Raw genomic sequence first — 13,506 nt, 5'->3', positions numbered from 1 at the left:
ACAGGAAAGCAGGTCCCTCGCTGCGCTCGGGACGACAGGGTGCGGGAGGCTAGCCCTTCCGCTCGGCGATCCAGCGGTCGATCTTGGCTTCGAGCACGTCCAGCGGGACCGAGCCGTCCTTCAGGACTTCGGCGTGGAAGGCGCGGATGTCGAAGTCGGCGCCGAGCTCGGCTTCCGCGCGGGCACGCAGTTCCTTGATCTTCAGCTCGCCGATCTTGTACGCCAGCGCCTGGCCCGGGATGGCCATGTACCGCTCGGTCTCGGAGATCGCCGGGGTCTCGGCGGTGGCCGAGTTCTCCAGCATGTAGGCGATCACCTGCTCGCGGGTCCAGCCCTTGCTGTGCAGGCCGGTGTCGACGACCAGGCGGATGGCGCGCCACAGCTCGTTCTGCAGGTAGCCGAAGTAGTTGTACGGGTCGGTGTACAGGCCCAGGTCCTTGCCCAGCGACTCGGAGTACAGGCCCCAGCCTTCGGTGAACGCGGTCTCGCCGCCGAAGCGGCGGAAGGCGGGCAGGCCGGTGAGTTCCTGCTGCAGCGCGAGCTGGAAGTGGTGGCCGGGGATCGCCTCGTGCAGGAACAGGTCCTCGGCGTCCCACGTCTGCCGCGTCGGCAGGTCGTAGGTGTTGACGTAGAAGATGCCCGGGCGCGAACCGTCCTCGCTCGGCCGCATGTACGAGCCGCCGGCCGCCGACTGCGCGCGGAACGGCTCGACCGGGCGGATCTCGAAGCCGGCCTTCGGCGTGAGCGAGAACAGCTTCGGCACGTTCCGGTTCACCGTCGCCTCGAGGCCACGGTAATGCGCCAGCAGCGCCGCCTCGCTCTCGAACTGGAAGCGCGGGTCGGTCGCCATGAACTTGAAGAAGTCCTGCAGCGAGCCGTCGAAGCCCACCTTGGCCATGACCTCGGTGCGGATCAGGCCGTGGATGCGCTCGACCTCGTCCAGGCCGATCTGGTGGATCTGCGCCGGGCTCAGGTCGGTCGTGGTCGAGCTGCGCGCGTTGTACGCGTACCAGGCCTCGCCGTTCGGAAGGGCGGCCATGCCGTCGCTGTCGCGCGTGGCGGGCATGTACTCGTTGGCGACGAACGTGCGCAGCTCGCGATAGGCGGGCATGAGCTCGTCGGCGATCATCGTGCGGTACTCGGCGGTGATGCGCGCCTTTTCGTCCGCGGGGAAGTCGGCCGGCATGTTCCTGATCGGCATCCAGAACAGCGTCTGCTCCGGATCGTCCTTGATGACCTGGTCGAACTGCGGGATCACCTTCTCCATCAGCGGGCGCGGCTGCACGACGCCGTTCGCCATGCCGATGCGCATGTTCGCGATCGCCTCGTCGAAGATCACCGGCATCCGGCTGGCGCGCTTGCGCCAGTTGTCGTAGTCCTCGACGGTCTTGAACGGCTGCGCGCCGGTACCCGAGCCGAGCTGCACGGCCATCGCACCGAAGTTGTAGAACTGGTTGAGCGGCTGCATCCAGCCGGGGAACTGGTTTCCCTCGAGCGAATTCTTCGCGTCGCGCACGAAGATCTGGTAGCTCAGCAGGTCCTGCCCGGTCAGGCCCTGCGGACCCACGGCCTCCACGCGCGCGAGCCAGTCCTTCGTGAACTGCTCGCTGCGGTCGCGGTATTCCTGCGACAGGAAGTTCGGGAGCTGGTCGTTGTAGCGCGGGTCGCCCTGGAAGGTGGCCTGCAGCGGGTTGAGCGCCAGCAGTTCCTCCCAGTACTGCGCGTAAAGCTGGTCGAGCTTCTCGGCCTTCGCCTCCGCGGAGGCGGCGCCCGCGACCGTGGTTCCACCGCCGCCGGGCGTCGTGGCGCAGCCGGCGAGGCCCGCACCGAGCGCGGCGGCGAGCGCGAGCGCGAGGGTCCGGGTCGGAAGGGATCGGGTCGTCTGGCGCATGCGCGGTCTCCGTGAGGCGGTCGGTCAGGATAAACCCCGAGACTCGCCCGCCAGCCCGCGCACGCCATGGGCCGAAGGTCACGCCCCGCGCGGCGGGTCCGGCTGCGGGGGCGGCGCGAAGGGAATCTCGTCGGGGGACACGGCGCCACCGGAGATGATGAAGCTCATGGCCTGGTCGACGGTCCAGTCGGTGGGCGTGATCTTCTCCACCGGGACGATCTCCAGGTAGCCGGAGGTCGGGTTCGGCGTGGTGGGCACGTACACCGCCGCCAGTTCGCGCCCGGTGCCCCGCTCTCGCACGGTGCGGGTGACGAAGCCGAGGGTCTTCATTTCCGTGTGCGGGAAATCGATCAAGACCACGCGCTGCGTGCCGTCGGGCTTGGTCTGCAGGATGTCGAGCAGCTTGCGCGCGCTGCCATAGACGGTGCCCGCCAGGGGGACGCGCGCGACGAACGCCTCGAACCAGCGGAGCGCCTGCTGCCCGACCACGCGGCGCGCGAGCCAGCCGACCATCAGGATCACGAGGATGGTGGCCACCAGCGCGAGCGCGGTCTGCACCCAGGGATCGGCGACCCACGCCAGCAGCGGGTCGCGCGCGGCGATCTCGGCCGTCGTCGGCCGGACCCACGGCTGGCTGAGGTCGCTCAGCAGCACGAAGACGAACTTGACCACGACCCACGTCAGCCAGATGGGCAGGAGGGTGAGCAGGCCGGTCAGGAACAGACGCTGCAGTCGGCGGCCAAGCGAGTGGGGATGCGGCATCTGCGGATTGTAGCCGCGGCCGCCGGCAGGTCAGAGTTCGCGGACCAGGCGGAAGCCGACGTCGGGATAGCCGCGGTCGGAGTCACGCGGCTCCGATCCCTTCGCGCCCTGCCACGACGTGCCCGCCGTGATCCGCTGCCGGCAGGAGGCGCCGCACGGCTGGAGCCATTCCGCCACCGCGGGCGTGCCGCCGACCGCGACCGACGCGGCCGCCTGGAACTCGCCTGCATCGGGGAGCCGGTAGCGGTGGCCGCTGCGTTGGCTGAGCCAGCGGGCATAGGCGTCGGCGTCGCTCCACGACACGCAGACGACTGCATGCCCGTCGTTCTGCTGGAAGCCCGGCGACTGCCAGCTGCGCGGCGAAAGGATGCGCAGCGGCGAGGCGCGTTCTCGACACAGCGACGCCGGCCGCCCGGTGGCGCGCGCGAAACGCGCGTACTCGCCGCGGGTGACCTCGCGTGGCGCCGCGGCGAGCATTCCGTCGCCGTGCCTGACCAGCACCGCGCCGGCCGCGTCGCCGGGCACGCGGTCGCCGCTCTGCAGGACAGCCCTGGCCTTCTGCTGGAGCCGCGCGACGTCCGCGGCCGTCGCACCGAAGCCCGCCGCCTGCGAGGCCAGCGCCAGGGCGCGGTCGCGGTCGTAGCGTTCGCCGGCGCGGTCGACGCTGCTGGACAAGGCCGCGACGGCGCCTTCGCGCAGCCGCGTGGTCGCCGGACCGCCCGCGCGGCCCGCACGCTCGGCGATCTCCGTGGCGCGATCGTGGTAGTCCCGCGCCCGCGCCACGTTGCCACCCTCCAGGTGGCGCGAGATCTCGGCGGCATAGGCGTCGACAAGCGCATCGGCGACGGCCGGGAGCTCGGGGTGGTCGGGCTCGGTTTCGGCCGCCGCCAGCACGCTGTCGTGCGCGTTGCCGCCTTCGGGCAGGGTCAGGTTGCGTGCCTCGATCTGGTCCTGCGCGGCGGCCAGCAGCGCCGTGGCGGGGGACGCGTTCGCCTGCATCGCCGCGTCGTCGCCGGCCGCGGGCACTTCCGGCGCGGTCGGGTTCGTCGTTCCCCCCGCGGGCGCGGGCCGCAGGAAGCCGTCGACCGGGTCGCGTTGCAGTTGCATCGTCACGCCCAGCGCGCCTGCCGCCACCAGCAGCACGGCCGCCCACAGCGGCCTGGGCCAGCGCTGCGGCGGGCCGATGCGGTTGGCGAGCCGGCGGGCCGCCGCGGCGCCGGGGATGGGGCGCCGGTTCTCGATGCGATCCAGGGCCTCGAGCATCTGGCCGGCGTCGCGGAAGCGCTGCGTCGGATGCTTGGCCATCGCGCGGTCGATGAAGCGCTGCCAGTGGCGCAGGCCGGGCGGCAGCTTCGGGATCGGATCCTGGGCGTGCATCACTGCCATCGACAGCGCGTCGCCCGCGGCGTACGGCAGTTCGCCCGTGAGCATCTCCCACGCGAGCACGCCGACGCTGTACAGGTCCGCGCGGCCGTCGACTTCCTCGCCGCGGGCCTGTTCGGGCGCCATGTAGGCGGTGCTTCCCACCGCCAGGCCGGCAGTGGTCACGCGCGGTCCGAAGCCCTTGCGCAGCGCGATGCCGAAGTCGGCGAGCAGGGCGCGGCCGGCATCGTCGAACAGCACGTTCTCGGCCTTGACGTCCCGGTGCACGATGCCGCGCGCGTGCGCGTAGTCGAGGGCCGCGAGCAGCGCGCGCAGGATCGCGATGATCTGCGGTTCCGCGTCGGGGTCGTCGTGGAAACGGCGCTGGCCGAGGTGGCCGCGCGCAAGGCAGGGCATCGCGTAGAACGGCAGCCCGTCCCGGGTGCGACCGACCTCGAAGATGCCCACGATGTTGGGATGCTCGAGCCGCGCCACGGTGCGCGCCTCGTTCTCGAACCGCCGGCGGCTGACCTCGTCGGCCAGCGCCTCGGGGAGCATGACCTTGACCGCGACCTCGCGGCCGAGCGACTCCTGTTCGGCGAGGTAGACCGTGGACATGCCACCGTGGCCGAGCACGCGCAGCAGCCGGTAGCCCTCGATGTCGGGCAGCGGTTCGGCGATCTCCATCCGGGTCGGGAGCGTCGCGTTCTCGTCGTCTGCGGGCGCGTGGTCTGCGTTCATGTTGGCGGCGGCCGGGGCGTGCCGAGGATACGACGCGGCCGCGCGTGGCGCACCGCCGCGCGCGGTGGCTGCCCGGCGTCGTGACCCGGGGCCTCAGCGGCCGCGCTTGCGGCGGACGTAGAGCTGCTTGCGGACGCGGGCGACCACGTCGCCCTCCCGGTCCATGACGTCCGTCTCGAACCAGCGCAGGTGCTTGTCGCCGTCCGCGGTGCCGGCGCGGATGGACGCCACGGTCGCCGGGTCCAGCCGGAACGTCGCGCTGACCGTGCCCCGGCCGGGTTTCTCGAACACGATCTCGCCGGCCCGGTCCCACACGATGTGGTCGTCCCCGATGGCGTGGAGCATCAGCAGCATCCAGAACGGGTCGGTCATCGCGAACAGGGACCCGCCGAAATGGGTGCCGACGTAGTTTCTGTTCCACGGCCGCATGCGCAGTTCCACGCGCGCGGAGGTCCAGTCGTCGGCGAGTTCGGCGACGTGGATCCCGGTGAACAGGAACGGCGGCCACAGGTTGAGTCCGCGGCGCAGCCAGGCGGCGGTGATCGCCACGCGGAGGTCAGACCAGCAGCAGCGAGGACATGCGGCGGCGGTAGCGGCCGACCACCGCGGGATCGTCCACGATGCGGAAGGCCTCGATCAGGCGCTGCTTCGCCACGCCGTCGCCGAACGCGCGGTCGCGCTGGAGGATCTCGATGAACTGGTCCAGGCCCGCCTCGCTGCGGCCGGCGACCACGTGGTGCACGCCGAGCAGGTGGCGGGCCTGCAGGTCGGCCGGGTCGCGGGCGACGGCCGCCTCGAGCACTTCCGGCGGCGGGGCGTCCTGCAGAAGCTTCGAGAAGCCCAGGCGCGCGCGGGCGTTCTGCGCGCGGTCGTCGGTCGCCAGGTTGGCCGGCAGCCCGTCCAGCAACTGCTCGGCCTCGCGCGCCGCGCCGGTCCGCATCAGCGCCAGCGCCAGGTCGAGCTTCAGCTCGTCCTTGTCGGGGGCCCCGGCGACCGCGTGCCGCAACCGCACTACCTCGGCGTGCGGGTCGGCGGGCGGGGGCGGCGCGGCGTCGGCGTCGGCCTCCACGGCGGGCCCCGGCTGCGCCGGCTCGCCCGGCTCGATGCCGTGGTGCTTGAGGAACTCGCGCAGCTGGCCCTCGGGCAGGGCGCCGGGAAAACCGTCGACCAGCTGGCCGTCCCTGACCAGGAAGACGGTCGGGATCGAGCGCACCTGGAACGCGGCCGCAAGCTGCTGCTCGGCGTCCACGTCGACCTTGGCCAGGCGGAAGGCGCCGTTGTACTCGGCCGCCAGCTTTTCCAGCACAGGGCCCAGCGTCTTGCACGGCCCGCACCACTCCGCCCAGAAATCGACCAGCACCGGGGTCTGCAGCGAGGCCTGGAGCACCTCCGCCTCGAAGGTGGCGGCGGTGGCGTCGAACACGTGGGGACTGTCGGCCATGTCGGGCTCCTCGCGGGCGTGGTGCAAGTCAGGTGGAGGCGGGGCGGGGCGGATGCAAGCGGCGCGTCAGCCGTGCCGGAGCTTGAGGCCCAGGATCGTCGCGGACAGCGCGAAGGTGACCACGTTCGCGATGATCATCGGCCAGGAATGCAGCACGATCCCGTAGAGCAGCCAGAAGGCGATCCCGATGGTGAACACCACGTACATGCCCAGCGAGATGCTGCGCGTGTCGCGCGTGCGGATCGTCTTCATCGCCTGTGGCACGAAGGCCAGCGTGGTCAGGGTCGCGGCCACGTAGCCGGTCCACTCCATGCCGATGCCGGTCACGGCGCGCGGTCGCCCGGGGCCCGGTACACGACGCCGTCCTTCATCACGAAGTCCACGGCCAGGGTGGCGGCGATGTCCTCCACCGGGTTGCCGGGCATGGCGATGATGTCGGCGCGCATCCCCTCGGCGACCACGCCCTGGTCGTCGACGCCGAGCACTTCGGCGGCATGGATCGTCGCCGTCCGCAGCGCTTCCGCCGCGGGCATGCCGGCTTCGACCATGTAGCCGAACTCGCGCGCGTTGTCGCCGTGCGGGCCCACGCCCATGTCGGTGCCGAAGCCGATCCGCACGCCGGCGCGGTACGCGCGCGCGAAGGTGTCCTGGATGAGCGCGCCGATCCGCTCGGCCTTGGGACGCACGACCTCGGGGAAGTAGCCCGGCACCTTCGCCTTGTCCGCGACGAAGCGGCCGGCGTGGATCGTCGGCACGTACCAGGTGCCGTGCTCCTTCATGAGCCGGAAGATCTCCTCGTCCATGTAGGTGCCGTGCTCGATGGTGTCGACGCCGCCGAGGATCGCGCGCTTCATGCCTTCCTTCCCATGCGCGTGCGCGGCGACCCTGTAGCCGTAGTCCCGCGCCGTCTCGACCACCGCGCGGACCTCCTCGACCGTGAACTGCGGTGCGTCGCCCGACTTCGCGTAGGACAGCACGCCGCCGGTGGCGGTGATCTTGATCACGTCGCTGCCGTCCTTGTAGCGCTGGCGCACGGCCTGGCGTGCGTCCTCCGGCGAATTGACCACGCCCTCGGTCGGGCCGGGCGGGCCGATCACGTGCGCGAGGTCGGAGTTCAGGCCATTGGTCGGATCGGCGTGGCCGCCGGTGGTCGCGATCGACTTGCCGGCGGCGAAGATCCGCGGCCCTTCGACCAGGCCCTGGTTGATCGCGTCGCGCAGGTTGGGGGTGATCTCGCCGCCGAGGTCTCGGACGGTGGTGAACCCGGCCATGAGCGTCTTGCGGGCGAAGCCGACCGAGCGGAACGCGTAGTCCGCGTCGTCCATCCGGAACCCTTCCGAGTAGCTCTGCGGGCTCGACTGGCTGCCCAGGTGGACGTGCAGGTCGGTCCAGCCCGGCGAACAGGTGCGTCCGGACAGGTCCACCACGGTGGCGCCCGGCACGTCGGCGCGGCCCGGCAGGACCGCGGCCACCTTGCCGTCGCGGACCACGATCGTGCGCGCATCCAGCACGCGTCCTTCGCGGCTGTCGAAGAGCCGTTCGCACTGCAGCGCCAGCGTGGTGCCGGTGCCGGAGGGGGCCTGGGCCAGGGCGGGCGCCGCAAGGGCGGCAAGCACGGCGAGCAGGGCGGTCGAAAGGCGCGTCATGGCGGGTCCCGGTGCGTGGAGCGGCGATCATACCGGCCTCGCGTCGCCCGCCTTCGCGCGCGCGAGCGCGCGGACGGGCGCGCATGACGGGGTTGGTGCGCTGCGGTAGGCTGTCCGGTCCCCCCGCCGCCCGCCGCCGACGCCACCGCCGTGCACCCGACCGAAGCGCCCGCCGACCCGACCGCCTATCCGCCCGCGACCGTCGAAGCCGCCGCGCAGCGCTTCTGGAGCGCGCGCCGCGCCTTCGAGGTGGTCGAGGACCCGTCCAGGCCGAAGTACTTCGTGCTGTCGATGCTGCCGTATCCGTCGGGCGCGCTGCACATGGGCCACGTGCGCAACTACACGATCAGCGACGTGATCGCGCGCCACAAGCGCATGACCGGGCACAACGTGCTGCAGCCCATGGGCTGGGACGCCTTCGGCCTGCCCGCCGAGAACGCCGCCATCAAGCACCGCACCGCGCCGGCGAAGTGGACCTACGCCAACATCGAGCACATGCGCTCGCAGCTGCAGTCGATGGGCTACGCGATCGACTGGTCGCGCGAGTTCGCCACCTGCCGCCCGGACTACTACGTGCACGAGCAGCGCATGTTCGTGCGGCTGATGAAGCAGGGCCTGGCGTACCGCCGCAACGCGGTCGTCAACTGGGACCCGGTCGACCAGACGGTGCTCGCCAACGAGCAGGTCATCGACGGCCGCGGCTGGCGGACCGGCGCGCTGGTCGAGAAGCGCGAGATCCCGCAGTGGTTCCTGAAGATCACCGACTACGCGCAGGAACTGCTCGACGCGCTGGACACGCTCGACGGCTGGCCCGACCCGGTCAAGACGATGCAGCGCAACTGGATCGGCCGCTCCGAGGGGCTGGAGTTCGCGTTCGACGTCAAGGATTCGGACGCGCAGGTGCGCGTGTACACCACGCGCCCGGACACCCTCATGGGCGTGACCTACCTCTCGATCGCAGGCGAACACCCGCTGGCGCGCCAGGCGGCGGAAGGCGACGCGCCGCTCGCGGAATTCATCGCCGGTCTGTCGAAGGGGGGCGTGTCCGAGGCGGAGCTGGAGACCCAGGAGAAGCGCGGCCGCGACACGGGCCTGCGCGCGATCCATCCGGTCACGGGCGAGGAGCTGCCGATCTGGGTCGCCAACTTCGTCCTGATGGGCTACGGCACCGGCGCGGTGATGGCCGTGCCGGGCCATGACCAGCGCGACTGGGAGTTCGCCCGCGCGCACGACCTGCCGGTGAGGATGGTGGTGGTGGACCGGGCGACGGTCGACGCGATTCGCGAGATCGGGCACGACCTCGCCGAAGGGGTCGGCGCGGACGCGATGCGGTCGGCGCTGCGCGGCCGCAGCACCGACGCGTATGCGACCTCCGCGGCGGTGGCGGCCGTCGAGGACTTCGAGCGCGGCATCGCCGAGCGGGGCGCCTACACCGAGCGTGGATGGCTGGTGAACTCCGGCGAGTTCGACGGCATGGATTCCGACGAGGCGTTCGCCGCGATCGCCGACCGGTTCGAGGCCGAGGGGCGCGGGACGCGCCGCGTCAACTTCCGCCTGCGCGACTGGGGCGTGAGCCGCCAGCGGTACTGGGGCTGCCCGATCCCGGTGGTGTACTGCGGTGCGTGCGGCGCGGTGCCCGTGCCCGAGGACCAGCTCCCGGTGTTGCTGCCGGAGGACGTGGAGTTCATGGGTACCGGTTCGCCGATCAAGGCGGATCCGGACTGGCGGCGGACGACCTGCCCGGAATGCGGCGGGCCCGCGGAGCGCGAGACCGACACCTTCGACACGTTCATGGAGTCGAGCTGGTACTACGCGCGCTACACCTCGCCGGGCGCCGACGCGCAGGTCGACGCACGCGCCGACCATTGGCTGCCGATCGACCAGTACATCGGCGGCATCGAGCACGCGATCCTGCACCTGCTGTACTTCCGCTTCTACCACCGCCTGATGCGGGACGCGGGCCTGGTGTCGAGCGACGAGCCGGCGCGCAACCTGCTCACCCAGGGCATGGTGATCGCCGAGACCTACTACCGCGACAATCCGGACGGTTCGAAGGACTGGATCAACCCGGCCGACGTCGACGTGCAGCGCGACGAGCGCGGACGGGTGGCCGGCGCGGTGCTCCGCGCCGATGGCAAGCCGGTGCACGTCGGCGCGGTCGAGAAGATGTCCAAGTCGAAGAACAACGGCGTGGACCCGCGGGCGATGATCGAGCGCTTCGGCGCGGACACCGTCCGCCTGTTCTCGATGTTCGCCGCGCCGCCGGAGCAGAGCCTCGAGTGGAACGAGGCCGGCGTGGAGGGCATGGCCCGGTTCCTGCGCCGCTTCTGGCGGGAAGTCACCACGCACGCGTCGCAGCCGGACCATCCCGACGTCGCCGCCGTGCTGGCCGGCGGCGCGACGCTGACCGCGGCGCAGAAGACGCTGCGCCGCCAGCTGCACGAGACCATCGCCAAGGTCGGCGACGACTACGGGCGGCGCCACAGCTTCAACACCGCGATCGCGGCGCTGATGGAACTGCTGAACCACGTCGCGAAGTTCGACGACATGTCCGATGCCGGTCGCGCGGTGCGCCACGAGGCGCTCGAGGCGATGGTCCTGATGCTCAACCCCGTCACCCCGCACGCCAGTCACGCGCTCTGGCAGGTGCTGGGCCACGGGGAGACGCTGCTGGAGGACGTCCCGTTCCCTGTCGCCGACCCGGCCGCGATGCAGCGCGACGCGCTGACGCTCGCGGTGCAGGTCAACGGCAAGCTGCGCGGCACGATCGAGGTGGCACCCGACGCGCCGCGCGAGGCGGTCGAGGCCGCCGCGCTCGCCGAGCCGAACGTGGCGAAGTTCCTGGAGGGCGCAGCAGTGCGGAAGGTGATCGTCGTGCCGGGGAAGATCGTGAACGTCGTGGCGGGGTGACTGCGGAAATTCTTTCCCGGGTCAGGGTGATTTGACTTCGTAGCCGAGCGAAGCGAGTCGCGCCGCGTACCCGTCCGGCCCGATCAGGTCTTCGAGCGCCACGATCGCGAGCGTCGTCCGGTTGCGTGCAAGCGCGGAGCGGGCCTCTTCCATCCAGCGGGCCGCGATGCTGGCGCGGATGTCCGGCAGGCCATGCGCACGTGCAAACTCGGCGTTGGTCATGGCATCGGTGCAGCGTGCCCGGCGTCGCGCGAGAGCTTCGAAGTGCACCCGATCGAGCTGCCCTGTCGACCACGCATTGGCGTTCGTGATCATCCGCGGCAGGTCGTGATCGATCGCATCAAGGGTCGCTTCCAGGCAGGCGATGTCGTCGAGTGCGGTGTTCCGGAGCGCGTCGATGGCCTGCTTGGCCACCTTGGCGGTGAGTTCGACGCGAACCTGGGGGGCCCTCATCGGCACCTCTTCACAGCGGATGGTGCCCAAGATGGGTGCTAGCAGCGTCTCGGCATCGGTCATGCCGCGAGATTCAAGCGCGGCATCCATCAGCGCCTGCGCGGCGACTATGGGGCGCGCGCGCTCCAGACGCCCTTCACGGGGAAGCAGGCGTTGCCTTGCCGCTGTCCATCGTGCATGGAGGGGACGTGGCAGGACTTCTGCCAACGTTCTCCTCCCGGGATTTTGCTGCGCCCGCCACATCCCGTAGCCGAGGCGCAGCTGGCCGAAGAAGCCGGTATCGACTTCGACCTGGTAGTACGGCTCCCAAAGGACCTCGTCGGCGTGCGCCACGAGCGACTTGATCCGGGAAGAGTCCCATTCGACCGCGGCGGGAACAGGGGACAGCGTTCCCAGCACCCAGAGCACGTGTCCCTCCGGATTGGCAACTCGCCAGAGCCCCGGGCCCGGGGCCTTGCCCGACACGACGACAGTGTCGAGATCCTGGACGGCGGCCGGGCCGACCCCCTGCGGCGCCGAGGCCTCAGTTGTCCGCGCCTGTGCGAGTACTGCGGGCGTGGACAGCGTCATCGCGATGAGGAGGATCATTGAGCTGAGCATTCGCGCACGGCGATCGCGATGGTGCATCGATGCGTCCAAGACTAGGGGCGAAGGTCGACGGTAGTCAGCGGCCCTTGCATCAAGGGACTGGACTCGAGCAGTGCCGCAACCCGATCCATCGCGTGCCGCTTCACTTCCGGAAATTCCTGTGCTCGGGCCAGATGCTGGCGCACGTTCTGCCAGTAGATCAGCTCATCGCCCATAAGGAGTTCGAAGCGGGCGAAAAGCCGTCGCATGGCCGCATAGTCGACGAGTCGCGCGACGTTCGAACCGGGCGGAATTCCGGTTCCGCCAGGCTCGACCAAGGCACCGAATCGCGTGGCGAAGCCCATCCCCCGCCCGATGGCCTGCGAGACGGCGGGCAGGATGACGGCTTCTGAACGCCTGGCCATCGTGGCTGCACCCAGCATGACGTTCATGGGCCGCCCGCAGAACGGAACGAACAACGTCGCCGATTCATCCCGGAACACGTCAGGCATGATCATCACGGTTTCGCCATTGCGCAGGCTGTCCAGGGCCTGCGCGAGCCCGCGCCGGTCGTCGTGGAGGATCCGGACCCCGGAGTCGTCCGTCCAGAGCACTTCATGGAGCGTGTCGAAAACCTCGTTACCACGGTGGGTTCCGGGCGCGCCATAGAAGATGTTGACTCGCTGGAAACGCTGGAGATGGCGGGCCAGCGCGATCATCGAGAAGACGTAATGCGCGTGGTGGGGCATCGCGACCAGGACGCCACGCCCGGAGGGGAGCGAATTAACGGCAGAGTAGTCCGTCCGGTCCCGTCCCCGAACCATGCGAAGGATCCACTCCCGGTTCGCGCGACGAATAGCCCGCGCCTGGAGCGCTTTAAGGAAATACCAGTGGTAGTAGTGTCCGAGACGTTGGCCGCCCCCTCGCGCGCAGGCGGATCGAATCACCGCGATGTCCCGATCGCTGAGGGGCAGGTCCAATACCTTTTCGAGCCACTTGGTTCGACGATTGATGAGAACCATGGGGCGTGCCAGCCACGCGGGCGCCTCGAGAAGTGGCATCACGACGCGAATCCACGGCGCATCGCATTTCCCAGTTGCCGCGTCCGATCCAGGAATCTCGACGCATCGGGGTGCGTGGGGTCGGTGCAGTACTCATGGCACACGGCAGATTCGAAGGAGCGGATGACGCGGGCACCGGCGCGAATGCGCCATTCCTGGGTGCGCTCCAGCTGGCGGCGCCGCATGAGCCAGTCATCGCCCAGTTGTTCGCACGCGACGAGGTGGCGATGCAGCACACCGAGGACATTGCTCAACGTGTCGCCTTCGGGGCATTGCGATTCGCCTTCCCCGTTCCAGACGATTAGCCGGTAGCCATGACGCGCGACGAGCAGGAATTCGAAAGTGGAGTGGAACGCTGCGCTACCTTCGGAACGAACCAGTACGGGCGTATCGGCAGGCGAAAGGATCTGGTCGCTGAACACCACCACGGATTGTGGCTGATCCACTGAAGCGAGAGACGCAAGAAAATCGGCGGGGGTTTGCATCCCGCTGAGAGAGCCCACGAACTGGACGTGCAGTCGGTGCCGGGCCTTCTCGACGGCCGAGAGCGCGGCATCGGTCGTGGGCAGGACAAGGGCTACGCGGCGTTCACCGGAGCCAAGTCGAATCAGGTGGCTGTCGAAGCTGCTCATCAGTGATCGATCGTCCTTTCCTGCTGCAACGCACGGGCCG

11 protein-coding genes are annotated in these 13,506 nt (G+C 70.2%); 1 reads left to right on the top strand and 10 read right to left on the bottom strand.

Annotation, left to right across the window (positions count from 1 at the left end):
- Nucleotides 1-49: 49 nt before the first annotated feature.
- The 7 genes from ACYU7H_RS02355 to ACYU7H_RS02325 form a co-directional block, all read right to left on the bottom strand.
- Nucleotides 50-1,891 (bottom strand): DUF885 domain-containing protein, encoded by a 1,842-nt coding sequence (locus ACYU7H_RS02355; protein ID WP_460812176.1) that lies wholly within the window; start codon nt 1,889-1,891, stop codon nt 50-52.
- Nucleotides 1,892-1,969: 78 nt separating this feature from the next.
- The gene (locus ACYU7H_RS02350) at nt 1,970-2,653 is read right to left on the bottom strand and encodes a DUF502 domain-containing protein (protein ID WP_460812174.1); all 684 of its coding nucleotides are present in this window, start codon (nt 2,651-2,653) and stop codon (nt 1,970-1,972) included.
- 30 nt (nt 2,654-2,683) lie between these two features.
- On the bottom strand, nt 2,684-4,756 hold the full coding sequence (locus tag ACYU7H_RS02345) for a protein kinase domain-containing protein (protein WP_460812172.1): 2,073 nt from the start codon (nt 4,754-4,756) through the stop codon (nt 2,684-2,686).
- Between the two features lie 93 nt (nt 4,757-4,849).
- On the bottom strand, nt 4,850-5,299 hold the full coding sequence (locus tag ACYU7H_RS02340; protein WP_460813035.1) for a DUF4442 domain-containing protein: 450 nt from the start codon (nt 5,297-5,299) through the stop codon (nt 4,850-4,852).
- Nucleotides 5,300-5,312: 13 nt separating this feature from the next.
- Nucleotides 5,313-6,197 carry a thioredoxin gene (gene trxA / locus ACYU7H_RS02335; protein WP_460812170.1) on the bottom strand — a complete coding sequence of 295 codons (885 nt, stop codon included), beginning with the start codon at nt 6,195-6,197 and terminating at the stop codon, nt 5,313-5,315.
- Between the two features lie 66 nt (nt 6,198-6,263).
- Nucleotides 6,264-6,524 (bottom strand): SemiSWEET transporter, encoded by a 261-nt coding sequence (locus ACYU7H_RS02330; protein WP_460812169.1) that lies wholly within the window; start codon nt 6,522-6,524, stop codon nt 6,264-6,266.
- On the bottom strand, nt 6,521-7,843 hold the full coding sequence (locus ACYU7H_RS02325) for a metal-dependent hydrolase family protein (RefSeq protein WP_460812167.1): 1,323 nt from the start codon (nt 7,841-7,843) through the stop codon (nt 6,521-6,523). The genes ACYU7H_RS02330 and ACYU7H_RS02325 overlap by 4 nt, the downstream gene beginning before the upstream one ends.
- A gap of 150 nt (nt 7,844-7,993) precedes the next feature.
- On the opposite strand from ACYU7H_RS02325, the gene leuS reads away from it, so the two are divergent.
- Nucleotides 7,994-10,753 (top strand): leucine--tRNA ligase, encoded by a 2,760-nt coding sequence (leuS, locus tag ACYU7H_RS02320; RefSeq protein WP_460812166.1) that lies wholly within the window; start codon nt 7,994-7,996, stop codon nt 10,751-10,753.
- A gap of 21 nt (nt 10,754-10,774) precedes the next feature.
- Here the strand turns inward: leuS and ACYU7H_RS02315 are convergent, their stop codons facing one another.
- The 3 genes from ACYU7H_RS02315 to ACYU7H_RS02305 are packed head-to-tail and all read right to left on the bottom strand — an operon-like array spanning nt 10,775 to nt 13,466.
- Nucleotides 10,775-11,794 carry a TraB/GumN family protein gene (locus tag ACYU7H_RS02315; RefSeq protein WP_460812164.1) on the bottom strand — a complete coding sequence of 340 codons (1,020 nt, stop codon included), beginning with the start codon at nt 11,792-11,794 and terminating at the stop codon, nt 10,775-10,777.
- A gap of 53 nt (nt 11,795-11,847) precedes the next feature.
- Nucleotides 11,848-12,834 carry an LpxL/LpxP family acyltransferase gene (locus ACYU7H_RS02310; protein ID WP_460812162.1) on the bottom strand — a complete coding sequence of 329 codons (987 nt, stop codon included), beginning with the start codon at nt 12,832-12,834 and terminating at the stop codon, nt 11,848-11,850.
- Nucleotides 12,834-13,466 carry a hypothetical protein gene (locus ACYU7H_RS02305; protein WP_460812161.1) on the bottom strand — a complete coding sequence of 211 codons (633 nt, stop codon included), beginning with the start codon at nt 13,464-13,466 and terminating at the stop codon, nt 12,834-12,836. The genes ACYU7H_RS02310 and ACYU7H_RS02305 overlap by 1 nt, the downstream gene beginning before the upstream one ends.
- Nucleotides 13,467-13,506: the final 40 nt, after the last annotated feature.

This window comes from Luteimonas pelagia (assembly GCF_054776035.1).
This window is presented reverse-complemented; position numbering and strand designations above follow the sequence as displayed.